We start from the raw sequence: 23,340 nt of genomic DNA on the forward strand, positions 1-23,340 counted from the left end.
CGACCACTGACGCGGCCGCCACACTCATACATCAACGGACACACACTTCGAACGGATGACGCGTGACACTTTCGAGTCGGAACTCGACGCCCTGCGGGCCGACGTCTGCGCGATGGGGGCAGACGTCACCGACCGCCTCGACCGCGCGGTCACCGCCTACGAGCGGCGCGACCCGGGGATGGGCCGCGCCGTCGCCGAGGCCGACGACGAGATAAACCAGTCGTACCTCGACTTAGAGCAGGACTGCATCGACCTCATCGCGCTTCAGCAGCCGGTGGCCTCGGACCTCCGTTTCATCGCCGCCTCGTTCAAGATACTCACGGACCTCGAACGCATCGCCGACCTCGCGGCCAACCTCGGCGGGTACGTCGACGCGATGGAGTCAGACACCATCCCGAACGTCCCCATCGCCGATATCGCCGACATGGTGCTGGCTCAACTCGACGGCGCGATGGCCGCCTACGAGGACGCCGACGCCGACCGGTGTCGCGAGGTGGCCGCCGCCGACACCGACGTAGACCAGCGCTGTGGCGCCGCCACCGACGACCTGGTCCGGACGCTGGTGAACCACTCGCCCGCCGAAGACGACACAGAGGCACTGTTGGCCGATACGAAGCGGTATCTCCTGACGGTACGTGACCTCGAACGGGTGGGCGACCACGCCGTCAACGTCGCCGCCCGCACGCTGTACATGGTCGAGAGCAGCGACGACCTCATCTACTGACCGCGGAGCGCCGCTCTCGGCTACGGTGAGAGGGACCGAGAGCGGTGTATATTGGGAGAAGGGAAAGGCTGATACGCCCGGCCGGGGGAGTCCCGACCATGCCACGCGAATCGTATCAGGAGCTTCTCGAATCGCTCCGCGAGGACGTCCTCTATATGTCCGAAGTCGTCCTCGATCGGTTGCGACTGGGGCTTTCCGCCCTCGAACAGAAAGACGAAGAGATGGCCTGGCAGGTCATCGACGGCGACGACGAGGTCAATCAGCTGTATCTCGACCTCGAACAAGACTGTATCGACCTGCTGGCGCTCCAACAACCCGTCGCATCGGACCTCCGCTTTATCGCCGCGTCGTTCAAGATCATCACCGACCTCGAACGCATCGGTGACCTCGCGACCAATCTCGGCGAGTACTCGCTGGAGGCCGAACGCGACGTCTATCCGGAAGTCGACATTCAGGACGTCGCCGAAGTCGTCATCGAGATGATCGAGAACGCGATGGACGCCTACGACCGCGAGGACCCGGACCTCTGTTACACTATCGCCGAGACCGACGACGAGGTCGACAGTCGCTGTGAGACGGCCTCCGAGACGGTCGTCCGTGACCTCATCGAGCGCGAGATAGACGCCGACTCCAGCGACGCGGAGATAGAGCAACTGATGGCCGACGTTTCGCGCCTGCTGCTGACGATTCGGGACATCGAGCGAGTCGGCGACCACGCCGTCAACATCGCCGCCCGGACGCTGTACATGGTCGAGAACGACGACGACCTCATCTACTGAGAGTCCTTTTTGCGGCGGGGGTGTCCTCGGGCCGCCGACCCTGCGGGCATCCCTACGTGCAAAAATCCACGCTGAAACGGCCGAAGACGTATCTTCGGCGCGCGTCCGGTGAAACCGCTCGCCAGCGGCGAGCGGTACGCACTCCCGCACAGCAACGGTCGACAGCACTCCCCAACCGACCGCGTTGCTCGCGTTGTGCTACTCGTCTCTCGCGGTTCACAGCGCGAGGACGCGTCCACCGCACACCGAAACTCAGTCGCGCCGCGGCGGTTGCTGCCCGTCGTCACCGACGAGTCCGTCGTCGGTGATGCTGAACTGGACGGTGTCGCCGGCGGGCTTCGCGCGGTGTTTCTCCAGCGTCGCCCGTCGGTTGCCCCCGCGAAAGCGGTCGAGTCTGAGGATAGCGCCCGACCAGTGGTTCAGCGTGTGGCCGCCCAGCGCCGTCGACCGGTCGCTGTCCGGGTCGGTGAACACCTGATTCGTAAAGAGGACCGCGAGGTCGTGTTTGCGGGCCAGCGAGAGGAGGTGCGTGATCTGTCGGGCCACGTCGCGAAGCGTCTCGCCGCCGTCGTCGTCGTCGCGTCGGAGTCGATAGAAACCCGTCGCGCTGTCCAGCACGACGAGTTCTATTTCGGCCGCGAACTCCGCAGTGTCCTGGACGGCCTCGGTCTGCTCGTCGTAGTCGAACGCCTCCGAGACGATGAGGCGGCCCGCGAGGTCGTCGACCGTCTGGTTCGGCCCGGCGCGGCCGCGGGCTATCTGCTCCATCCGGTCGGGCGAGAGGCCCTCGGTATCGATGTAGAGGGCGGCGTCGCCACCCGCGGCGACGTCGAGCGCCGCCGAGAGGGCGAGGTTCGTCTTGCCGGCCGCCGGCGGCCCGTAGACCTGCGTGACGGCCCCGCGCTCCAGTCCCCCTCCCAACAACTCGTCCAGCGGGTCACAGCCGGTCGAGACGTGGTCGCTCACGGCAACGGGTTAGACGTGTCCGGATAAAAACGCTCGCACCTGCGGTTCAGCCGAGATAACGAGCGAACGCGGCGTCGACGGCGTCCGGGTCCGACAGGTCCGCGAGTGCGATTCTGGTGTCGACGCGCCACGAACGGTGGAGGACGAGCGCGTCATCGGTTCTGGTGTAGCCGTCGAAAGCCGACCACGGGAACAGGCGGCGCGCCACGGGAAGGCGGTGTTCGAGGCCGGCCTCGGAGACGGTGTACGTTCGCTCTTCACTGCCGGTGACGAGGACGAGACCGACCGGGAACAGCACCTGCGAGGCGAGTTGGAGCCAGAAGCGGTCCGTGAGTAGACCGGCGACGAAGCCGACGGCGGTGACGGTGACCAGCGACCCGGCGACCACGAGCAGTCGCCGGCGTGCCCGTTCGGGCCATCCAGCGGTGAACTCACAGTCCGTCGTCGCGTCGGCCGTGACTGCGTCGGCGTACCGCGTCCGAGCCATCACGCCCAGCGCGAAGCCGAACAGCATCGCCACTAGGCCGAAGAAGAAGGCGAGGACGCCGACGACGCCGGTCTGTCCGAGCGAGGCGAACCCGCCGAGCGCGTAGCCGACGGGAACCACCGCCGGGAGCCATCGGACGGCGGTCCGGCCGAGTCGGACGGCGAGGCCGTCCCAGCGGGCGATACCCAACCATCCCGCACCGGTCACCGCGGCGAACGTGACGAGGGCCGTCCCGTACAGCGCGGCGGGCGACCCGGTGACCAGACGGGAGACCACGAGAACGACGGGCGGGACGCAGAGGAGCGCGAGGTACGCCCCGGAAACCACGCCGAACAGCGGGTCGGCGTCTCGCCGAGGTGCGTCGCTGTCTGTGGAGGGTGACATCGCTGGCGCTTCACAGAGGGGACTGAAAACGATTGACACTCGACGACCGTAGTTGCCGGCAGACATGTTTTTCGAGTACTGATCGAAGCCGGCAGATCTGTGCTCCAGCGAACTGCGAAGCCTGCTATCGTACGCGACGGGGTCGACGTTTCTCCGACTGTACGGCGTCGTCCTCCTCGGGGCCGTCCTCCTCGGCGCGGACGTCGGGCCGGGACCGATACGCCCTCTGGTCTACGGCCTCGGCCCGCGGGTGCTGGCAGGCGTACTGAACGCGGTGTGCACGATCGCGGACCTCGTCGGCGTCGTGGCGATTCTCCGAAAGGTGGCCCTCGAAGCACGACCGGACACCACCGGCCCCGGCGAGACGACGACCCAGCAATCGTAAGTGGATACCCACCCAAGTCCGGTGCGTGATAGTCGTCGCGACGGGTGACTTCGAGGTGTACCACGGCGTGGTCACGGAGCTACGGGACCGCGGCGTGACGTTCACCACCATCGAACCCGGCGACGACTGGCCCGAAGACACGACCCTCGCCATCGTCGCCGCCGGCGAAGCCATCGACGTCCCGGAGGACGTGGACGTGGTGCAGGCCGACCCCGACCGACCGAGACGGGCCGTCGAGGCCGCTATCGCGACGCTCCGCGGCGAGACGGGACGGACCGTCGTGGGCATCGACCCCGGCGAGAGGCCCGGCATCGCGGTGTTGCACGGCGAGATGGTCGTCGCCGCCTTTCAGGTGCCGGCCGCGGACGCCGCCGAGGTGGTCCGCCGAGAGGTCGAGGACGCCGTGAATCCCCTCGTCCGCATCGGCGACGGCGCGCGGTTGGTCGGGTCGCGCGTCATCGACGACATCGAGGACGTGACCGTCGAACTGGTCGACGAGACGGGGACGACGCCGTATCTGGGTAGCGGCGTCCGCGGGATGGGCGACGTCCTCGCGGCGGTCAACATCGCTCGGCTGGAGGGTGAAGAAATCGTCAGTCGCGACGTCGAACCGACGCCCGGGGAACTCCAGCGCATCAAGGACCGCTCGCGCGAGGCGAGCGACACCAACCGCGCGATCGACGCCGAACTCGCCCGCCGGGTCGCGGACGGCGACCTCACTATCGAGGACGCGCTGGCCGAACACCGGGGCGAGGACACCGACCGCGACGGACCGGACCCGACAGAGCGCTAGTCTTCGGCCTGCTGGACCCGCTGTTCTGCCCGCCGGAGTATCTCGCGGACCGGCCGGTCCGTGGCGTCGGCGACGGCCGCCGCGTCGTCGAACTCCGCACTCACGTCGTACACCTCGCCGTCGCTGTCGCTCGCGACTTTCACCGTCACCTCGTACGCCTCGCCGTCGACGGTCAGCGTGGCCGTCTCGAAGGTCCGGTCTGCGACCCAGCGGTGGCCCGCGCCGTGTTCGCGCACCCCGAGTGTCCCGGTCTCCTCGGCGAGTCGGCGGGCGACACGGTCGGCGTCTTCCGGCTTGCAGACGACCTTCACGAGGTGGCCCGGTCGGGACTTCTTCATCGTCGCCGGTAGCACAGAGACGTCGCGTGCGCCCACGGCCGCGAGCGAGCGCTGGAGGTCGCCGAGGAGTTCGGGCGGCGCGTCGTCGAGGTTCGTCTCCAGCACGGTGATGTCGTCCCGACGGAGCGGGCCTTCGCTTTGCCCGACCATCGCCCGGAGGACGTTCGGTCGGTCCTCGAACGCCCAGCCACCCGCACCGTATCCCGCACTGTCGACGGTCAGCGTCGGCAGTCGGTCCACGCCCTCGGCGACGTGGGCGAGGATGGCCGCGCCGGTCGGGGTGAGGAGTTCGGCGTCGACCGGGCCGCCCTGCAGCGACCAGTCGGCCCGTTCGGCGATTTCGACGACGGCCGGCGTCGGAACCGGGTAGGTCCCGTGGCTCATCTCGACGGTCCCGCCACCGGTCGCCAGCGGCGTCGTCACCACGCGGTCGACGTCGAGGTCGTCCAGCAGCAGCGCCGCGCCGACGACGTCCGCGATGGCGTCGTCGGCCCCGACCTCGTGGAAGTGCGTGTCGTCGATGTCGGTGCCGTGGACCGACGCCTCGGCCGCGCCGAGAATCTCGACGATGGCGAGCGCGTCCGTCTCGACGGCCGCCGGGAGGTCCATCGCCTCGACGACGTCGACGACTTGGGCGTAGCTTCGGGTGGGGCCGTGGCCTTCGGCGTGCGTGTGGCCGTCGTGGTCGTGCGTGTGGCCGTCGTGGTCGTGCGTGTGGCCGTGGTCGTGGCTATGTTCGTCAGAACTGTCGTGTGCGTCGTCATCGCTGTGGTGTGCGTCGTGACCGTCGGAGTGTCCGTCGTCGTCCGCCCCGGCCAGCAGTACCTCGACGCGCGTGGCACTGATGCCGTTGCGGTCGACCGTCGAGACGGCGTAGTCGACGGCGAGCGCGTCTTCGACGGGGTGTAGGACGGACCGGTCGGCACCAGCGGCGATCAACGCACCGAGCACCATGTCGCCGGCGGCGCCCATCCGACCGTCGAAGGCGAGTGTTCGCATGGTCGGACCCTCGTACCCGTCGAATAAAAGCCTACTACAACGGTCTCACGAGCGCCGGACGATGTGTACGTCGTAGGCGTCCTCCTCGTTCAGTTCCGCGATGGGAACGACGACGTCCTCAGTGTCGGCGCTCCCGAGGAAGACGACCGTCGCGTCGACGTCTCGGGCCACCTGCCGGACCGTCTCCGAGAGGCTGTTCGCCGAGTACGCGCTGACGTCCTCGTAGTTGAGTTCGGCGTCGTCGGTCGCTTCCTCTATCTTCCGTCGGAGGTCGGCGGCGGCCGTCTCGGCGGCGAAGTCCTCGTGTGGGTCGACGCGGCGACGGCGCTGGGCGTAGTCCGACCCGGTCGGGACGAGACTGACGGCGACGACGTCGACGTCCATCGCGGCGGCGTACGTGACCGCACGGTCGAGTGCGGCCTCGGCGAGCGACGATCCGTCGAAGGGAACGAGAAATACCATACCGGCGCTATCGCGCCCAGCCTTATCAAACGCGGCGGTGGCGGCAGTCGGTGCGGCGTCTCTGCCGACTGCGGGAATCTCGACGTCGGTCGCGCGACCGCAGCGCTTTTTCCACACCGAAAGCAACGGAAGCTATGACTGTGTCGGTCCTCGAACCGTCCGCAGAGAACGTCGCGACGGCGGCCGACTGTGTCCGCAACGGCGGCGTCGTCGTCGCGCCGAGCGATACGAACATGGCGCTGACCGTCGCGCCGGACCACGACGCCGCTATCGAGCGCGTCTACGAACTCAAAGACCGGCCGGCTCACAAGCCGCTGACGCTGTTCGTCCGTGACCCCGGCGACTGGCGGCGGTTCGGCCGCCACGACGACCCCGCCGTCGTCGACGCACTCGTCGACGCGTTCTGGCCGGGACCGCTGAACCTCGTCCTCGAGGTAGCCGACGATTCGCTCCACGAGCGCCTCCGGATGAACGGCACCGTCAGTGTCGGCTGCCTGTCGAACCCGGTGTGGCGGTCGTTCGCCGACGCAGTGGGCGGTCCCGTCGCGATGACCTCGGCCAACCGGTCCGGGACCGTTCCGGACGACGAGCTGGTCGACGTCGAGACGGCCGTCGCCCACGTCGGTGACGGGGCGGACTACGTCCTCGGCGGCGAACCGGACGGCACCACGCGAGCGTCGACCATCCTCTCGCTCGCGGCCGGGGACGCCGCCGAAGCGACGGTTCTCCGGCAGGGCGACGTGACGGTCGAACGCGTCGAGAACGCCGCGCCGTTGCGCGTCGACTGACGTGTGGTAGCAGTTCACATATAAACCCGTCGCTGCCGCGTCCTGCCCGCCGGTAGCATAAAGCATATCTCTCGTGCTACCCGAGTTCTCTGTAGCTCGACTCTACTATGAACGAAGTGCAACTGGAAGTGGCGAAGGCGTACCCGAACGACTCGGGACGCGGTATCGCCCGCCTCGACCCCGACACGTTGCTGCATCTCAAACTCTCGCCCGGAGACATCATCGAAATCGAGGGTAGCGACACGACGGCCGCGAAGGTGTGGCGTGCCGACCGGCAGGACTGGAACACCGACACGGTGCGCATCGACGGGTTCACGCGGCAGAACGCTGACGTGGGCATCGGCGAGCGCGTGACCATCCGCAAGGCCGAGGCCGAGAAGGCCGACAAACTGGTACTCGCGCCGCCGGAGGAGGCGTCCGTGCAGTTCGGGTCCGACGCCGCCGGCATGGTCAAGCGCCAGATTCTGAAGCGCCCGGTCGTCGAGCGCGACATCGTCCCCGTGATGTCCTCGACGAACCACCCGTTCATGCGCTCGCCGGGGCAGGCCATCCCGCTCATCGCCGTCGAGACGGAACCCGAAGGCGTCTGTCTCATCACCGAGGACACCGAGGTCGAACTCCGCGAGGAGCCCATCTCGGGCTTCGAGAAGACCGGTGGCGGCATCACCTACGAGGACATCGGCGGCCTCCAGAACGAGATTCAGCGGGTCCGCGAGATGGTCGAGCTGCCGATGAAACACCCCCAGATATTCAAGAAACTGGGCATCGAGCCACCGCAGGGGGTCCTGCTCCACGGCCCGCCGGGCACGGGGAAGACCCTGCTCGCGAAAGCCGTCGCCAACGAGACCTCTGCCAGTTTCTTCTCTATCGCCGGGCCGGAGATCATCTCGAAGTACTACGGCGAGTCCGAACAGCAACTCAGGGAGATATTCGAGGACGCCAGCGAAGAGTCGCCCGCTATCATCTTTATCGACGAACTGGACTCTATCGCGCCCAAGCGCGAGGACGTCACCGGCGAGGTCGAGCGCCGGGTCGTCGCCCAGCTGCTGACGATGATGGACGGCCTCGAATCCCGGGGCCAGGTCATCGTCATCGCCGCGACCAACCGCGTCGACTCGGTCGACCCGGCGCTCCGCCGCCCGGGCCGCTTCGACCGCGAAATCGAAATCGGCGTCCCCGACGAGGTGGGCCGCGAGGAGATTCTCCAGATTCACACCCGCGGGATGCCCCTCTCTGACGACGTCAACCTCGCGAAGATGGCGACCGACACCCACGGCTTCGTCGGCGCCGACATCGAGAGCCTCACGAAAGAGGCCGCGATGAAGGCCCTGCGCCGGTACCTCCCCGAGATCGACTTAGACGAGGAGGACATCCCGCCGAGCCTCATCGACCGGATGATAATCAAGCGCGAGGACTTCAAAGGGGCGCTCAACGAGGTCAGTCCCAGCGCGATGCGGGAGGTCCTCGTCGAATTGCCCAAGGTCTCCTGGGACAGCGTCGGCGGCCTCGAATCCGCCAAAGAGCAGGTACAGGAGGCCGTCGAGTGGCCGATGAACTCCCCCGAGAAGTTCGAGCGCATGGGCGTCACCCCGCCCTCGGGCGTGTTGCTGTACGGCCCACCCGGCACCGGGAAGACGCTGATGGCGAAGGCCGTCGCCAACGAGACCGACGCGAACTTCATCAGCGTCCGCGGTCCGCAACTGCTCAGTAAGTGGGTCGGTGAATCGGAGAAGGCCATCCGCCAGACGTTCCGGAAGGCCCGACAGGTGGCCCCGACGGTCATCTTCTTCGACGAACTCGACTCGCTCGCGCCGGGGCGGGGCGGCGACATGGGCTCGAACGTCTCAGAGCGCGTCGTCAACCAGCTGCTGACCGAACTCGACGGCCTCGAAGAGATGGAGGACGTGATGGTCATCGGCGCGACCAATCGCCCGGACATGATCGACCCGGCGCTCATCCGCTCGGGTCGCTTCGACCGCCTCGTCATGATCGGCGAACCCGACGTCGAGGGCCGCGAGCAGATACTGAAGATTCACACCGACGACACGCCGCTGGCCCCCGACGTCAGCCTGCGTGAACTCGCCGAACGCTCCGACGGGTTCGTCGGCTCGGACCTCGAGTCCATCGCCCGCGAGGCCGCCATCGAGGCCCTGCGCGAGGCCGACGACGCCGACGAGGTGGAGATGCGCCACTTCCGGCAGGCAATGGACAGCGTCCGCCCGACGATTACCGACGACATCCGCGAGTACTACGAGCAGATGCAAGAGGAATTCAAAGGCGGGTCCAGCCCGCAGCGACAGGCCGGCAGCGGCGGCCGCATCGGCTTCCAGTAGCGACCTCGGTTTTAGTTCCGGACGAGTACCAGTCGACCGGCGTACCGGAGGGGTTTTACGCGGTACCGAGAGAGGTAGGAGTAGACGGCACGGTCGGACGGCTACCTTTCAACCCGCGTGGATTCCACGTGCGGTTACCGCTGTCTGTCCTAACCCGTCTCTCTAACATTCACGAGCAACAGCACTCGCTCACCAGCGGGACGCGCTGACAGCGACAGGGACGCGCGGTCGCCCAACCGTGTCGGTCGTCGGTACAGCAGAGAGATGCCAGCGACGGCTTCAGCCGTGAGTGACACGGCGGGGGGTCGCGGGAGCAGTCGCTATCGAGCCGTCGGCTACGAAAAAGGCGGACTGGCGAGGGCCGCTACAGTTCGCCGAGTTTCCGGAGGAGCTGGCCGCGGTACTCCTCGTCGGCCTGCACGCCTTTCAGTTCGAGGACGTTCCGTTCGAGTTTGTCGAGTGCGACGTTGAACGCCGTCGCTGCGCCGTAGCCCTCACCGGAGCCGGCGGCCTGCCCCTTGTTGGTCCGCAGGCGAATCTGACACTGGATGAGCGGCGTGCCGCGGAGTTTCTCCTTGTGTTCGTGGAAGCGGACGTGGGCGTGTTGGACCTGCATCGCCTGGTACTTGTCCGCGACGTCGCTGATGTCGGCGCGGATGTCCTCGCGGCTGATGGTATCCAGCAGGGAGATGTTGGTGATCTGGACGTCCATGTGGTCTTCCTCCGTGTAGGTCAGCGCTCGGAGCACGTCCGTCTTCGTGACGATGCCGACGACGTGGCTGTCGTCGTCGTCCGCCGTCACCGCCAACCCGGCGAAGTCGTTCTCCAGCATCCGCTCGACAGCGTCACGGACGGAGTCGTCGAGGTTCGCCGTCTCGACGGGGCTGTTCATCACGTCGTAGACCGGCAGGTCGAGGACTCGCTCGATCTCGCCCGCGCGGTCGCCCCGAGTGGCTTTGTTCATGTCCCGGACGACGACGTCGACGATGTCGTGTCGGGTGACCATCCCCGTGAGCGACTCGGCGTCGTCGAGGACGGGAAGCCGGGAGATCCCGTGTTTTCGCAGGAGATTGACGACCTGCCCGACGTTGGTGTCCTCTCGAATGGTGATGACGTCCTCGGTGTATATCTGGTCGATAGTGAGGGCGTCCAGATTTTCGAGGACCGCCGCGAGGATGTCGTCCTCGGTGACGATGCCCCAGAGGTCCTCGCCCTGGAACACCGGGGCAATCTTGGTCCCGCCCTCGACCAGGACGCGCGCGACCTCTCGGACGTCGTCGGTTCGCCCGACTTTCGGCGCCGAGCGAGTCATCGCCCCCGCCTTCGCGTCGTCCTCGACGTGGGACTGAACCAACTGCTTCTGCGTGATGACGCCCGCGTACGCACCGTCCTCGGTGACGATGATGCCCTTCGGGTTCTCCCGTTCGAAGATAGAACGGACCTTCCCGAGGCGCTTGTTGGCGTCGACCTCGACAAACTCTCTGGTGGCGATGTCAGCAATGTCCATCGTGCTTCACGTTCGCAGGTTCTACGTGAAGGGTTATCAAGGTTGGTTTAGTTCCCGTACTACGAGAGGTGGGCCAAACTTTAGGAACCCCGGGCCGTCCGTCACATATGCTTCCCGACATCGGTGTGTTTGGCCCCTACACGTATCTGGTGACAGAGGTGGTCTGGGGAACCGTCGCACTGGTGCTTCTGTGGCGGGCCGACGCACTCCGTCTCGCCGGCCGGACGATCGTCGTTCTCTACCCAGTTGCGTACGTCTGGGACTGGTATACGCTCGAAGTGGGCGTGTTCGCTATCCGTCTGCGAACCGGCGTCGATCTGCTGGGCATCCCCATCGAGGAACACGTCTTCATCGTCGTGGTTCCCGCACTCGTGTTGGGCATCCACGAGACGCTCCGTCGCCGCGACGCGTCGTGACAACGTATCATAATACAAATATTTCGTCATCGACTGTTAACCGCGTCCGAGATCTGCGACAACGATGGTAACCGGAGACGCTCGAACCGGTCGCCGTCTAGCGATACGTAGGAATATATATTGTCCCGAGATGTGCATATACTCCCCACGGAACGTATATGTACCTTCGTCTTCATGATTTTACTCAGACATGAGTCGAGACACGCCGGCACCCCAAATCGAACTGTACGTCCGGTCGCTTCTCCCGGACGGGGCCCACGAGCGACAGGACGCCGTCATCGACCACCTCGAACGACTCGACCGAGACGACGAAATCGCTGGCTACAACGTCGTCGTCTGGGGCAAGCAGGTCGCACCCGAGTCGGCGGCTGCCAACACCGAAGAGGGGCGGTACATCCTCAACCGCGTCGCCGAGTTCCGACAGTGGGCGCTCGCGAACAACGTCTCGCTGGAGTCGTTCTATCAGACCAGCGAGATCGAATCGGAGGTCACCGGCGAGGCATACGAGGCGATGGTCCTCCCGATCATGGGACTGGCCGAGTACCACGACGGCGAACTCGCACACGTTGCACCCTGCACGGACGGCGACGTCGTCCACACGATCATCGACCGGCTGGAACGCCTCGAAAACGGTGAACCGCCGGCGCTCGAACAGAGTGCCGCCGACGTGAGTCTCGTCTGAGATTACGCCTCCGTTCTGAGCGTCTCGACGTACGGGCTGACGGTCTCGGCGTCGGCCAGTTCGTCCAGTACCGCGTCGGCGTCGACCGCCAGTCCGTAGGCGGGACGCCCCTTCCCGGTGGCCGACGTAGTCTGGTCTTTGGCCAGTAGCTCGTCGTCGGCCAGCGACCGCAACGCCGAGATGACTTCCTGTCGCTCGACGCCGCCGAAGGTGTCCCGACTCAGGTCGTCGAGATGGGCCTTCGCCGCCTGCGTCACGTCGTAGGAATGGGCCGGCGTCTCGTCCGCTACCGACAGTTCCACGACCGACAACAGCACGAACTGTTCGAACGACCGCGCAGAACGGAGTGTCTCCTCCATACGTGTCGCTACGTTGGCTCGTCTAAGAAACTACTGGAACGTTTCTACTCGTGTGGAGACACCGCCGGTCGACTGGCCCGACCGACAGGACGTACTGTGTGGCTCGCTCTCCACGAACGAGACGGTCGCTCAGAGCGACGTTCGGAACAGAAGTAATGGGTTCGGGCGGATTTGAACCGCCGGCCTCCTCCATGTCAAGGAGGTGTCATAACCGACCTAGACCACGAACCCTCGCTGCCTCGTGCATCTCTTTGTTGCCGGGGGGTATAATTGAAGGTTTCGAATTCCGGACCCGCACGTCGTCTGTTGATTGTCCGCATGCGCCCGTCTGGTGGTTCCCCGATAGCCTTAAGTCAGTGTACGGATTTGTACATCACAACACGAAATAGCTCATTGGTGAATGTCATGCAGGAGTACATCGAACGCGTCACAGACGGTGAGGACTTGACACAGGACGAGGCACGGGACGTCGCGACGCTCGTCTTCGAAGAAGCGACAGAGGCCCAAATCGGCGCCCTGTTGACCGCGCTCCGGGCGAAAGGAGAGACGGAGGGCGAGATAGCCGGGTTCGCACAGGGGATGCGCGACGCCGCCCGGACCATCGAACCGGACCGTGCGGGCCTCGTCGACACCTGCGGGACCGGTGGGGACGACTACGACACGATCAACGTCTCGACGACGAGTGCTATCGTCGCGGCGGGTGCGGGCGTCCCGATCGCGAAGCACGGGAACTACTCCGTGTCCTCGTCCTCGGGCAGCGCCGACGTGCTGGAAGTGGCCGGCGTCGACGTGGACGCGGAACCGCCGGCCGTCAAGGACCGAATCGAGCGCGACGGCATCGGCTTCATGCTCGCACCCGTCTTCCACCCGGCGATGAAGGCCGTCATCGGCCCGCGAAAGGAACTCGGGATGCGGACCGTCTTCAACATCCTCGGCCCGCTGACGAACCCCGCCGACGCCGACGCGCAGGTGCTGGGCGTCTACGACCCGGACCTCGTCCCGATCATGGCCGAAGCGCTGGCCCGTCTGGACGTCGAACGGGCACTCGTCGTCCACGGGAGCGGCCTCGACGAGATAGGCATCCACGGCGAGACCACCGTCGCCGAGGTGACCGGCGACTCCATCTCGGAGTACAGCATCACGCCCGAGGACATCGGACTGGAGACCCACGACATCGAGGCCGTCGCCGGCGGGTCTCCCGAGGAGAACGCCGAGGACCTGCGCGGCATCGTCTCCGGCGAGGTCACCGGCGCGAAACGCGACATCATCCTCGCGAACGCCGGTGCCGCCATCTACGTCGCCGGCGTCGCCGAGACGCACACGGAGGGCGTCGAACTCGCCCGAGAGGCCATCGACTCGGGCGCGGCCGCCGAGAAGCTAGAGGACCTCGTCGGCGCATGACGCGAGTGAAGATCTGTGGCGTAACCACCCCCGAGGACCGCGACGCCGTCGTGGCGGCGGGGGCCGACGCCGTCGGCGTCATCCACGGCGTCCCCGTCGACACCCCGCGTGAAGTCGACGAGGACACCGCCGCCGACCTCGTCGAAGGGGTCCCGCCGCTGGTGACCAGCGTCCTCGTGACGATGCCGAGGACGGTCCAGGAGGCCGTCGTCCGCGTCGACGCGGTCGACCCCGACGCCGTGCAGGTCCACGACGGCCTCACGCCGCCGGAACTGGGCGCGCTCTCCCGGCGGGTCACACAGCAGATTATCGCGGTCGTCGACGCCGAGGCCGACGACCTCGCCGACTACGCCGCCCACGCCGACGCCCTCCTCGTGGACTCGGTCGACGACGAGGGTGCGGGCGGCACCGGCGAGACACACGACTGGGAGCGGACCCGCGAACTCGTCGAGACTGTCGACGTGCCCGTGATTCTCGCGGGCGGTCTCACGCCAGCGAACGTCGCCGAGGCCGTCGAGACAGTACAGCCGTTCGCCGTCGACACTGCCAGTGGAGTCGAGTCCAGCGGCGGGGTCAAAGACCACGACGCCGTCGAGCGGTTCGTCGCGGCCGTCGCGGCCGCCGACGCGGAGGTGTCGGCGTGACCCTCGACGTCTCCCGCGAGACGTTCCTCGAACACGCCGAGGCCGACCGGCCGGTCGTCGTGCGGGCCGCGGCCGAACTCGACGTCGACATCGAACCGCTGGCGGCGTACGCGGCCCTGTCGGGTCGCACCAGCGACGTCGAGTCGAACGACTACACCTTCCTCCTAGAGAGCGCCGAGAAGGTCGCCTCCAGCGACCCCGACGGCGCGTTCGCCCCGGAGACCGACGACCGGCACGCCCGCTTCTCGTTCGTCGGCTACGACCCGCGAGCGGTCGTGACGGTGACCGGCGAGGAGAGCGACGTCGAGGTGTTCGACGACCGCTACGCCGACCTCGTGACGACCGACGGCGGCGACGTGGTCGACGACCTGCGGGCGGCGATGCCGGACGTGGAACTGCGCGGGTTCCCCGAGATGGACCGCCAGCACCTCGAGGGCGGCCTCGTCGGCTTCCTCTCGTACGACGCCGTCTACGACCTCTGGCTGGACGAGGTCGGACTCGACCGGCCGGACTCCCGGTTCCCGGACGCCCAGTTCGTCCTGACGACGGCGACGCTCCGGTTCGACCACGTCGAGGAGAGCGTCGAACTCGTCTTTACCCCCGTCGTCCGCGTGGGCGAGGACGCTGGCGCGCGCTACGACGAACTCGTCGCCGAGGCCGAACGCATCGAAGCCGCACTCACCGGGGCCGACGACCTCTCGACCGGCGGGTTCACCCGCGAGGCCGAGGTGGCCGGTCCGCAGGACGAGTACGAGGACGCCGTCGAGCGCGCGAAAGAGTACGTCCTCTCGGGGGACATCTATCAGGGCGTCGTCTCCCGGACCCGCGAACTGTACGGCGAGGTCGACCCGCTGGGTCTCTACGAGGCGCTCCGCGAGGTCAATCCCTCGCCGTACATGTACCTGCTCGGCTACGACGACCTGAGCATCGTCGGCGCGAGTCCGGAGACGCTCGTCTCCGTGGCCGGCGACCGCGTCGTCTCGAACCCCATCGCGGGCACCTGCTCGCGCGGGAACTCGCCCGTCGAGGACCGACGGCTGGCCGGCGAGATGCTCGCCGACGGGAAAGAGCGGGCCGAACACACGATGCTCGTCGACCTCGCGCGAAACGACGTCCGGCGGGTCGCCGAGGCCGGGTCGGTCCGGGTCGAAGAGTTCATGAACGTCCTGAAGTACAGCCACGTCCAGCACATTGAGTCGACGGTCACGGGGACGCTGGCCGCGGACTGTGACGCCTTCGACGCCACGCGGGCGACGTTCCCCGCCGGCACGCTCTCGGGCGCGCCGAAGATTCGCGCGATGGAGATAATCGACGAACTCGAACGGTCTCCCCGGGGCCCCTACGGCGGCGGCGTCGGCTACTTCGACTGGGACGGCGACACCGACTTCGCCATCGTCATCCGCTCGGCCACCGTCGAGGACGGGGTTTCGCTCCCGGACGCCGCGCCGGACGCCGGCGAGCGGTCCAACCGCGTCACGGTGCAGGCCGGGGCCGGTATCGTCGCGGATTCGGACCCGGAGAGCGAGTACGTCGAGACCGAACAGAAGATGGACGGGGTGCTCGCAGCGCTCGAACGCATCGAGACGCCCGGCGGTGCCGTCGTCGACGCGGAGGTGGACCGATGAGCACACAGCAACCGGCCACCGACGACCTGCGTGTGCTGTTCGTCGACAACTTCGACTCCTTTACCTACAACCTCGTGGAGTACGTCTCCGAACACGCGGAGACGGAGGTCGTCCGCAACACGGCGACCCTCGAAGAAGTGAGGGCGTTCGACCCCGACGCGATACTCCTCTCGCCCGGTCCGGGTCATCCGAAGAACGACCGGGACGTCGGCGTGACGATGGACGTCCTCCGGGAGCTAAGTCCGGAAATTCCGACTCTGGGCGTCTGTCTCGGCCTCGAAGCGGCGGTGTACGCCTACGGCGGCACCGTCGGCCGCGCCCCCGAACCGATTCACGGGAAGGCGTTCCCCATCGACCACGACGGGAAGGGCGTCTTCCGCGGCCTCGAACAGGGGTTTCAGGGCGGCCGGTACCACTCACTGGTCGCGTCCGAAGTGCCCGAAGCGTTCGACGTGACGGCCACGACGACGACAGCAGACGGGACCGAACTCGTGATGGGCGTTCGACACCGCGAATACCCTATCGAAGCGGTACAGTTCCATCCGGAGTCGGTACTGACCGCCGTGGGTCACGACGTCGTCCGGAACTTCCTCGCGACCGTCTAAATTGTTTGAATCCCGAGCATTCCAAGTATCCACAGTACCGTGATGGCGACGATAGCGAGGAGGACGAGGCGCCACGCCACTTTCAGCACGAATCGCCCCACGAGCAACACGAGTGCGACGAGGACGAGGCCGACGAGCAACGACGGCGGGGACCCGAGCGACCCTAGCTGCAACAGCGAGAACATATCGTCATTCACGCGAGACGGACACATATACTTCGTGGCTAGTTGGTAACTGGCCCGCACCGCAAGACGGCGACCCAGCGCGGCAATAATCGCCAGACTGCGGGACGTCTGACGCAGTCTATGCGGCCCGAAATATGGCGGGGGTGTGCCCAAACCTCCACTCGAAACCCCCGCTCGTTTCTACTGGATCTCAGGTCGCTGTCCGGTGGTTGTAGGTGGGGCGTTTTCACTTTCACTGCGGTCTGCTCACCATTAAGGAGTAACCGACGTTGCTAGTGGTCGTACACGACTATTCCGTGCGTGTCGCCAGCACCGACCCACAACCACCGTAGTCTCGACTCTCTGATAGCTACGGAATCTGACAAAAGTTGGAGAAAGCAAGGGTTATACGCCATCCATGAATACGTATTCGCCGCCAGAAATGACAGGAACTCGGCCAGCAGTCGAGAGGGGTATCGACCGGCAGACGGACGCTGTCGGTAGGAGGGACGCCGAATGAGTGACGCGGAACTCTCCGCCGACGAACTCACGCTCCCCATCAAACGTACCGACGGGGACACCATCGAGGAGCGACTGACGGGCAACGCCTACAACAACATTCTGCCTGCTCGCTATCTGCGGAAGGACGCCGACGGCGACCTCGTCGAGGACCCCGAGGACCTCTTCGACCGCGTCGCGAAGAACATCGCACTCGCCGAGGCCGTCTTCGAGGCCGAGAAGCGCGACGTCGAGGTCACCGTCACGCCCGACCAACTCAAGCCCGACCACCCGCGACGCGACGAACTCGCCGCCGAGGTGTTCGGTAAGGGAACCACCGCCGAGGACGACGTCGAGACGACGCTCTCGGTGTACAACGTCAACAAGTTCGCCTACGAAACGGTCGTCCCGGAACTCCCCGACGAGGTACGCGACCACGTCGAGGAGACGGCCGACGCGTTCCAAGAGCAGATGGAACAGCTCTCCTTCATGCCGAACTCGCCGACGCTGATGAACGCCGGCGACGAACTGCAGCAGCTTTCGGCCTGTTTCGTCGACTCGCCGGCCGACGACATCGACGACATCCACCAGACCGCCAAAGAAGCGGCGCAGGTGTTCCAGTCCGGCGGTGGCATGGGGTACGCGTTCTGGAAGCTTCGCCCGTACGGTGACCCCGTCGGGTCGACCGGCGGCATCGCCTCCGGCCCCATCACGTTCATGCGAACGTACGACCAGATGTGCGAGACCATCGCACAAGGTGGGGCCCGTCGTGGCGCCCAGATGGGCGTCATGCGCGTCTCCCACCCCGACGTCATCCAGTTCATCCACGCGAAGAACAAGGACGTCTCGCTGGCCGAGACGCTGCGTCTGAACGACCCCGACGACTTCACGCACAACTCCTTCGCCGAAGCGCTCGAAGAGGCCCGCGAACTCATCGACGACGACGGGAAGGTCCCGAAGCACCTCCGGAACGCCGTCGAGGGCCACCTCTCGAACTTCAACATCTCCGTCGGCATCACCGACGACTTCATGGAGGCTCTCCAGAACGGCGAGGAGTTCACCTTCACGAACCCCCGCACGGAGGAACCACACGTCGCCACCGCCGAGACCAAGGAACTGTACGAGATGTTCGACCTCGGCGAGTACGTCGACGTCGGTGAGGAGCTCTCTATCCCCGCCGAGAAACTGTTCGAACGCATCGTGCAGGGCGCCCACGAGAACGGCGAACCGGGCGTCATCTACCTCGAACGCGTCAACAAACAGCACTCCTTCGACGTCGAGGAACACCCCGAGCACCAGATTCTCGCGACCAACCCCTGTGGCGAACAGCCACTAGAGGAGTACGAGGCCTGTAACCTCGGCCATATCAACCTCTCGACGCTCGCCGCGCTCGACGCGCCGGACTACCGCGTCTGGGCCGAGGAACACGCAGACGAGTACGACACGCAGGAGGCCGCCATCGAGGCGTTCTTAGACGAGGCGCTGGACGTGGACGAACTGAACGAGCGCATCGAACTCGGCACTCGCTTCCTCGAGAACGTCGTCACGATGTCGGACTTCCCGGTCGAGAAAATCGAGCAGAAGGTCCGGGAGATGCGCAAGATCGGCCTCGGCATCATGGGGCTGGCACAGCTGTACATCCAGCTCGGCGTCGAGTACGGCTCGCCCGAGGCGAACGAGATCGCCCGGCAGGTCATGCGCCACATCAACCACGGCTCGAAGCAGGCCAGCCGCGAACTCGCAGAGGACCGCGGCACCTTCGAGGAGTGGGACAACTCCAAGTACGCGAACCCCACCGAGTACCGCGAGTGGTTCGAGAAGCAGACCGGCGAGGACGCCGACGACTGGGCCGAGGGCTTCCCCATCCGCAACCACAACACGACGACCATCGCGCCAACCGGCACCACGTCGATGATCGGCAACACCACCGGCGGGTGTGAGCCCATCTACAACGTCGCCTACTACAAGAACGTCTCCGACGACGTCCAGGGCGACGAGATGCTCGTCGAGTTCGACGACTACTTCCTGCGCGCACTGGAGGACAACGACATCGACGTCGAGGCCGTCAAGGAAGAGGCCCAAGAGCAGATGGCCAACAACGAGTTCGACGGCGTCGACGGCCTCTCGACGGTGCCCGATGCCATCGGCGAACTGTTCGTCACGACCGGCGACCTCTCCGCACAGGACCACGCCGGCGTGCAGGTCGCCTGTCAGGAGGGCGTCGACTCCGCCATCTCGAAGACGGTCAACGCCCCGAACGACTCCACCGTCGAGGACGCCGCCGAAGTGTTCGAGTACATCTACGAACACGGCGGCAAGGGCGTCACCTACTACCGCGACGGCACCCGCTCGAAGCAGGTGCTGACGACCCGTGCCCAGAACACCGAGTTCTCGGACATGGACACCGAGGAACTGGTCGCCCAGCTGGAGGAGATGTTCGGCGGTATCGAGGGATTCCTCGAGGACGAGGCCGTGCAGGCGGCGCTGGACGACTCCGTCGAGGGTATGCTCTCGGTCGCAGACGGCGAGCAGTCCGACTTCGCCCGCAAGCGCTCGCGGCCCGACGTCCTCCACGGCGTCACCCAGCGCATCGACACCGGCTACGGGAAACTGTACGTCAACATCAACGAGGACCCCGAGGCAGAGCGGCCGTTCGAACTGTTCGCCAACATCGGCAACTCCGGTGGCTTCACCGCCTCCTTCACCGAGGCGCTGGCGAAGACCATCTCGACGGCGCTGCGCTCGGGCGTCGACCCCGAGGAGATAGCCGACGAACTGCAGGGCATCCGGTCGCCGAAGGTCGCCTGGGACAAGGGCGAACAGATTCAGTCCATCCCGGACGCCATCGGCACGGCCCTGCGCCGCTACCTCGACGGCGACGTCGACAAGGCCTACCCCCAGCAGGTCACGCTGGAGGAGACGGCCGAGGAAGAGGAAGCCGAGCGTGACGCCGCCACACAGACGGACGGCGGTCCGGCGTCCGTAGACGCCGGAGCACATCAGACGCAGTCTGATGGCGGTCCGGCGGCCCAGCCAAGCGGTACCCAGACCGCCGACGGCCCGAACGCCGACGCCGGCACGACCGGCGACCAGCAGGAACTCATCGACGCCGGCGAGAGCCCCGAGTGTCCCGACTGCGGGTCGCTCTCGCTGTACTACTCGGAGGGCTGTAAGACCTGCGAGTCCTGTGGCTGGTCCGAGTGCTGAACTGACCGGCCTGCGATAGCGGCCAGACGGAGCGTGTGACACCGGAGCCCGTTTTTCACCCGCGCGGAGCGGTTTTCTATCGGAACTCGACCACGTCGTAGACCCCGGTCACGCCGGTCTCCTCGACGCTCGCGGTCACGTCCTCGCCCTCCTCGGCGGCCGTGTCGGCGACGAGCGTCACCGGTTCGATGGGCGTCCGCCGGAAGAAGGCGACGGCCCGTTCGACCCACGAGGGGCGGCCGCCCTTCCGACAGACGAGGACGTACCGGGCCTCGGCAAGCGACTGCAAGTCGGGGTCTAGCTCGTAGTCGTCGAGGTCCTCGGGCGGGACGACGTGGATGACCTCGCCCGTAATCGTCTCGGTCATATCGGCGTCTCGTGGCCGACGGGCATGTGTGTTGTCTCTGTGAGTATCGGCGTGGGCACAGCGATATGCCTACGCGGAGCGAACGTCGGTCATGGATAGGAGCACTACCGTCCTGTACGTCGCGACCAGCGTGGACGGGTACGTCGCGACGGCGGACGGCGGCGTCGACTGGCTAGACGGGTTCCAGTCAGACGAGGTCAGCGAGGGCTACGACGCGTTTTTCGACGACGTGGACTGTCTGGTGATGGGGTCGACGACGTACGAGCAGGTGCTGGGATTCGGCGAGTGGCCGTACGACGGCCGACCGACGTACGTCGTGACTAGCAGGGACCTGCCGCGCGCGGCGGACACCGTCGAGTTCGTCTCCGGCGGTGTGGACGAACTCGCCGAACGTCTCGAACGACGGGGCGACCGAATCTGGCTCGTCGGCGGCGCGCAACTCGCACAGGCGTTCCTCCGCGAGGGACACGTCGACCGGCTTCGGCTGGCCGTCGTCCCGATACTTCTCGGTGGCGGCATCTCCCTGTTCGGTGACGGACCGCGACAGGCGCTGACTCTCGTCGAGACGACGGAGTACGCGAACGGGCTCGTCGAGTTGGCGTACGAAATCGACACCGAGTAGCCAGTCGGCGGGCGGGTCCGTACCACCACCGTAGCCCGCAGTCAGGCGAACTCCCGACTGACCCACCCGGAGGGACCACTCGGAACGGGGTTCGTCTCCTCGGCAGTCTGGACGGTTCCCTCACCGTCGACCATGCGAACGACCGCAGTGTGTCCGCCGGAGGGCGGGTCGTAGGCGTACACCCACTGCCGCCACGCGTCCTCGGCGGCCCCGTCACCGTCGACGGCCGGAAGCGGGTCCGAGAGCGTCGCGTCGGCCCACGTCTCCCCGCCGTCGGTGGAGACTTCGACGCGGGAGATACCGCGAAGACCGGCGTAGGCGTGGCCCGCCAGTCGCCGGCGGCCGTCGTCCAACAGCTCGGCGTGGTGGAGCTTGGCGACGGGTTTGACTGGCCCAGTGCCCTGCCAGCCGCGTTGCTCCCAGTAGCCTTCGGCCTCGCGTTCGAGCACTTCGATTTCGGTGAGCCACTTGACGTTGACCTCGCCCCAGTGGCCCGGGACGAGTGCCCGGACGGGGTAGCCGTGGCCCCGCGGGAGGACCTTCCCGTTCATGCCGTAGACCAGCAGACCGCCGCGGAGCGCCTCGATGGGGAACTCCTCGTAGTAGCCGTCTGTCGCGCGGAGCATCACGCACTCACACCCGCTCTGAATCCCCGCCTCGTCGAGCAACTGGTCGACCGGAACGCCGGTCCACAGCGCCGTGTCCATCTTCTTGCCGTTGAGGGAATCTCCGACACAGCGGAGCGTCGAGAAGCGGTTCTCGGCGGGCATTCCCTGCAACTCGTCGTAGTCGAGGGTGACTTCCTGTTCGACGGCGCCGGTGACCGAGAGCGTCCACTCGCCCGCGTCGACCTGCGGGTCGATGGAGTTGATGTCCACCTCGAAGAACGTCTCGCTGACCAGCGAGTCGAGGTCGTCGACGTCCAGCGACCGGTCGCTGGCGGCGTCGAGTTTCGTCTGTGCGTCGTCGAGGTCCGCACCGGGGGCCGCAAGCGTCGGGGCGTCCGCCGCCGTCGCCGTCGGCGTCCGCTGTCCGCCGAGTCTGTAGCCGAGGACGCTCGCACCGAGGGCGACGCCGACCGTCGAGAGCGCCCGACGACGCTTCGAGGAGATAGGTGTGGTGTGGCCACCGGCGGCGTCGAGTGCCTGTGCGAGGACGACGACGCCGGCCGCCGGCAGTGCCGCGCCCGCCGAGAGGACGGGTTCACCCGTGAGTGCGACGGCGACGGCCCACGTGACGACGGCCGTCCCGACGCTCGGGAGCAGGCGGTTGTTGGCCGCATCTCCGGCGAGGATGGCTGCCCGTGCCGACAGCGCGACGAAGAGGCCCGCGACGACGACGGCGGTCAGCAGATTGAGTTGCTGGCCGAGGCTCCCGAGCGTCGTAATCGCGAACGAGACTATCGCGCCGGGCAGAGTGCGAGCGAGCGTCCGTTCGACTGGCGAGGCCAGAAACGCCGGCGCGTTCCCCGTCACGGCGTAGGAGCCCGCGAGACCGGCCACCCCGGCGGCGACGCTGACCAGTACCCGCCCACCCCTCGTGTCGAGGACGTCGTCGGTCATACTCGCTCCGAGGCGCTACCCGACAAAAGGCGTTGTTCCAATTTCGACCCCAAAGAGCGAAGCGTCAGGAGTCCGTCCCACGGCGTATGAGCGACGAGTCAGGCGGGCGGCCCTGTCCGATGTGCGACCGTGCGATGTACCATCGGCACTGTAAGTACGTCTGCCCGGAACACGGCGTCGTATATGACTGCGCTGATACGTTCTACTGACGGCTGCTGGCGGCTTTATTATGATGGAACCGCA

Annotated in this window: 23 protein-coding genes and 1 tRNA gene; 14 read left to right on the forward strand and 10 right to left on the reverse strand. The window is 66.5% G+C overall.

The window, feature by feature from the left end:
* Positions 1-55 precede the first annotated feature (55 nt).
* Both phoU (NDI85_RS09720) and phoU (NDI85_RS09725) read left to right on the forward strand, forming a co-directional pair.
* Positions 56-724 carry a phosphate signaling complex protein PhoU gene (gene phoU, locus NDI85_RS09720; protein ID WP_188998709.1) on the forward strand — a complete coding sequence of 223 codons (669 nt, stop codon included), beginning with the start codon at positions 56-58 and terminating at the stop codon, positions 722-724.
* Positions 725-822: 98 nt separating this feature from the next.
* Positions 823-1,503 (forward strand): phosphate signaling complex protein PhoU, encoded by a 681-nt coding sequence (gene phoU, locus NDI85_RS09725; protein ID WP_188998712.1) that lies wholly within the window; start codon positions 823-825, stop codon positions 1,501-1,503.
* 252 nt (positions 1,504-1,755) lie between these two features.
* Here the strand turns inward: phoU (NDI85_RS09725) and radB are convergent, their stop codons facing one another.
* The gene (gene radB / locus NDI85_RS09730; RefSeq protein ID WP_310915643.1) at positions 1,756-2,469 is read right to left on the reverse strand and encodes a DNA repair and recombination protein RadB; all 714 of its coding nucleotides are present in this window, start codon (positions 2,467-2,469) and stop codon (positions 1,756-1,758) included.
* 46 nt (positions 2,470-2,515) lie between these two features.
* On the reverse strand, positions 2,516-3,340 hold the full coding sequence (locus NDI85_RS09735; RefSeq protein WP_188998718.1) for a hypothetical protein: 825 nt from the start codon (positions 3,338-3,340) through the stop codon (positions 2,516-2,518).
* Positions 3,341-3,750: 410 nt separating this feature from the next.
* On the opposite strand from NDI85_RS09735, the gene NDI85_RS09740 reads away from it, so the two are divergent.
* On the forward strand, positions 3,751-4,518 hold the full coding sequence (locus NDI85_RS09740) for a hypothetical protein (RefSeq protein ID WP_310915644.1): 768 nt from the start codon (positions 3,751-3,753) through the stop codon (positions 4,516-4,518).
* Here the strand turns inward: NDI85_RS09740 and larC are convergent.
* Positions 4,515-5,855 carry a nickel pincer cofactor biosynthesis protein LarC gene (gene larC, locus NDI85_RS09745; protein WP_310915645.1) on the reverse strand — a complete coding sequence of 447 codons (1,341 nt, stop codon included), beginning with the start codon at positions 5,853-5,855 and terminating at the stop codon, positions 4,515-4,517. The two genes, NDI85_RS09740 and larC, sit on opposite strands and share 4 nt — an antisense overlap.
* A gap of 45 nt (positions 5,856-5,900) precedes the next feature.
* On the reverse strand, positions 5,901-6,317 hold the full coding sequence (locus tag NDI85_RS09750) for a universal stress protein (RefSeq protein WP_188998726.1): 417 nt from the start codon (positions 6,315-6,317) through the stop codon (positions 5,901-5,903).
* 134 nt (positions 6,318-6,451) lie between these two features.
* Here NDI85_RS09750 and NDI85_RS09755 point away from each other — a divergent pair, with 134 nt between their 5' ends.
* A complete protein-coding gene (locus NDI85_RS09755; RefSeq protein WP_188998728.1) occupies positions 6,452-7,105 on the forward strand; it encodes an L-threonylcarbamoyladenylate synthase in 654 nt (217 codons plus the stop codon).
* A gap of 107 nt (positions 7,106-7,212) precedes the next feature.
* The gene (locus NDI85_RS09760) at positions 7,213-9,438 is read left to right on the forward strand and encodes a CDC48 family AAA ATPase (RefSeq protein ID WP_166971618.1); all 2,226 of its coding nucleotides are present in this window, start codon (positions 7,213-7,215) and stop codon (positions 9,436-9,438) included.
* A 364-nt stretch (positions 9,439-9,802) separates the two neighbouring features.
* Here NDI85_RS09760 and NDI85_RS09765 read toward each other — a convergent pair whose 3' ends face one another.
* On the reverse strand, positions 9,803-10,945 hold the full coding sequence (locus NDI85_RS09765) for a CBS domain-containing protein (RefSeq protein WP_166971620.1): 1,143 nt from the start codon (positions 10,943-10,945) through the stop codon (positions 9,803-9,805).
* Positions 10,946-11,052: 107 nt separating this feature from the next.
* Here NDI85_RS09765 and NDI85_RS09770 point away from each other — a divergent pair, with 107 nt between their 5' ends.
* Together NDI85_RS09770 and NDI85_RS09775 are read left to right on the forward strand one after the other, a co-directional pair.
* Entirely contained in the window at positions 11,053-11,361 is a 309-nt protein-coding gene (locus tag NDI85_RS09770) for a lycopene cyclase domain-containing protein (RefSeq protein WP_188998730.1), read from the forward strand.
* A gap of 190 nt (positions 11,362-11,551) precedes the next feature.
* A complete protein-coding gene (locus NDI85_RS09775) occupies positions 11,552-12,043 on the forward strand; it encodes an HTH domain-containing protein (protein ID WP_188998732.1) in 492 nt (163 codons plus the stop codon).
* 2 nt (positions 12,044-12,045) lie between these two features.
* On the opposite strand, the gene NDI85_RS09780 is transcribed toward NDI85_RS09775, so the two are convergent.
* Together NDI85_RS09780 and NDI85_RS09785 are read right to left on the reverse strand one after the other, a co-directional pair.
* Positions 12,046-12,402, reverse strand: coding sequence for a hypothetical protein (locus NDI85_RS09780; protein ID WP_188998734.1), 357 nt, complete (start codon positions 12,400-12,402; stop codon positions 12,046-12,048).
* Between the two features lie 156 nt (positions 12,403-12,558).
* A tRNA-Val gene (locus tag NDI85_RS09785) sits at positions 12,559-12,633 on the reverse strand.
* Between the two features lie 174 nt (positions 12,634-12,807).
* On the opposite strand from NDI85_RS09785, the gene trpD reads away from it, so the two are divergent.
* The 4 genes from trpD to trpG are packed head-to-tail and all read left to right on the forward strand — an operon-like array spanning position 12,808 to position 16,677.
* Entirely contained in the window at positions 12,808-13,803 is a 996-nt protein-coding gene (trpD, locus tag NDI85_RS09790) for an anthranilate phosphoribosyltransferase (protein ID WP_310915646.1), read from the forward strand.
* Positions 13,800-14,447 carry a phosphoribosylanthranilate isomerase gene (locus tag NDI85_RS09795; protein WP_310915647.1) on the forward strand — a complete coding sequence of 216 codons (648 nt, stop codon included), beginning with the start codon at positions 13,800-13,802 and terminating at the stop codon, positions 14,445-14,447. The genes trpD and NDI85_RS09795 overlap by 4 nt, the downstream gene beginning before the upstream one ends.
* The gene (trpE, locus tag NDI85_RS09800; RefSeq protein ID WP_310915648.1) at positions 14,444-16,072 is read left to right on the forward strand and encodes an anthranilate synthase component I; all 1,629 of its coding nucleotides are present in this window, start codon (positions 14,444-14,446) and stop codon (positions 16,070-16,072) included. The genes NDI85_RS09795 and trpE overlap by 4 nt, the downstream gene beginning before the upstream one ends.
* Complete coding sequence (trpG, locus tag NDI85_RS09805) at positions 16,069-16,677, forward strand: anthranilate synthase component II (RefSeq protein ID WP_188998827.1); 609 nt, start codon at positions 16,069-16,071, stop codon at positions 16,675-16,677. Before trpE ends, trpG begins: the two co-directional genes overlap by 4 nt.
* On the opposite strand, the gene NDI85_RS09810 is transcribed toward trpG, so the two are convergent.
* On the reverse strand, positions 16,674-16,862 hold the full coding sequence (locus NDI85_RS09810; RefSeq protein ID WP_310915649.1) for a hypothetical protein: 189 nt from the start codon (positions 16,860-16,862) through the stop codon (positions 16,674-16,676). The genes trpG and NDI85_RS09810 overlap by 4 nt on opposite strands.
* A 495-nt stretch (positions 16,863-17,357) precedes the next feature.
* Between NDI85_RS09810 and NDI85_RS09815 the strand changes: the two genes are divergently transcribed.
* Positions 17,358-20,546 (forward strand): adenosylcobalamin-dependent ribonucleoside-diphosphate reductase, encoded by a 3,189-nt coding sequence (locus NDI85_RS09815; protein ID WP_310915650.1) that lies wholly within the window; start codon positions 17,358-17,360, stop codon positions 20,544-20,546.
* Between the two features lie 76 nt (positions 20,547-20,622).
* On the opposite strand, the gene NDI85_RS09820 is transcribed toward NDI85_RS09815, so the two are convergent.
* Positions 20,623-20,913, reverse strand: coding sequence for a hypothetical protein (locus tag NDI85_RS09820; RefSeq protein WP_310915651.1), 291 nt, complete (start codon positions 20,911-20,913; stop codon positions 20,623-20,625).
* Positions 20,914-21,004: 91 nt separating this feature from the next.
* On the opposite strand from NDI85_RS09820, the gene NDI85_RS09825 reads away from it, so the two are divergent.
* Positions 21,005-21,535, forward strand: a complete 531-nt coding sequence (locus NDI85_RS09825) for a dihydrofolate reductase family protein (RefSeq protein WP_310915652.1) — start codon at positions 21,005-21,007, stop codon at positions 21,533-21,535.
* A 41-nt stretch (positions 21,536-21,576) separates the two neighbouring features.
* Here NDI85_RS09825 and NDI85_RS09830 read toward each other — a convergent pair whose 3' ends face one another.
* Positions 21,577-23,097 (reverse strand): molybdopterin-dependent oxidoreductase, encoded by a 1,521-nt coding sequence (locus tag NDI85_RS09830; protein ID WP_310915653.1) that lies wholly within the window; start codon positions 23,095-23,097, stop codon positions 21,577-21,579.
* Between the two features lie 86 nt (positions 23,098-23,183).
* Between NDI85_RS09830 and NDI85_RS09835 the strand changes: the two genes are divergently transcribed.
* Positions 23,184-23,306 (forward strand): HVO_2523 family zinc finger protein, encoded by a 123-nt coding sequence (locus tag NDI85_RS09835; protein ID WP_255491948.1) that lies wholly within the window; start codon positions 23,184-23,186, stop codon positions 23,304-23,306.
* Positions 23,307-23,340 lie beyond the last annotated feature (34 nt).

It is taken from the genome of Haloarcula sp. S1AR25-4, from assembly GCF_031624555.1.
Classification (GTDB): Archaea; Halobacteriota; Halobacteria; order Halobacteriales; family Haloarculaceae; genus Haloarcula; species Haloarcula pellucida.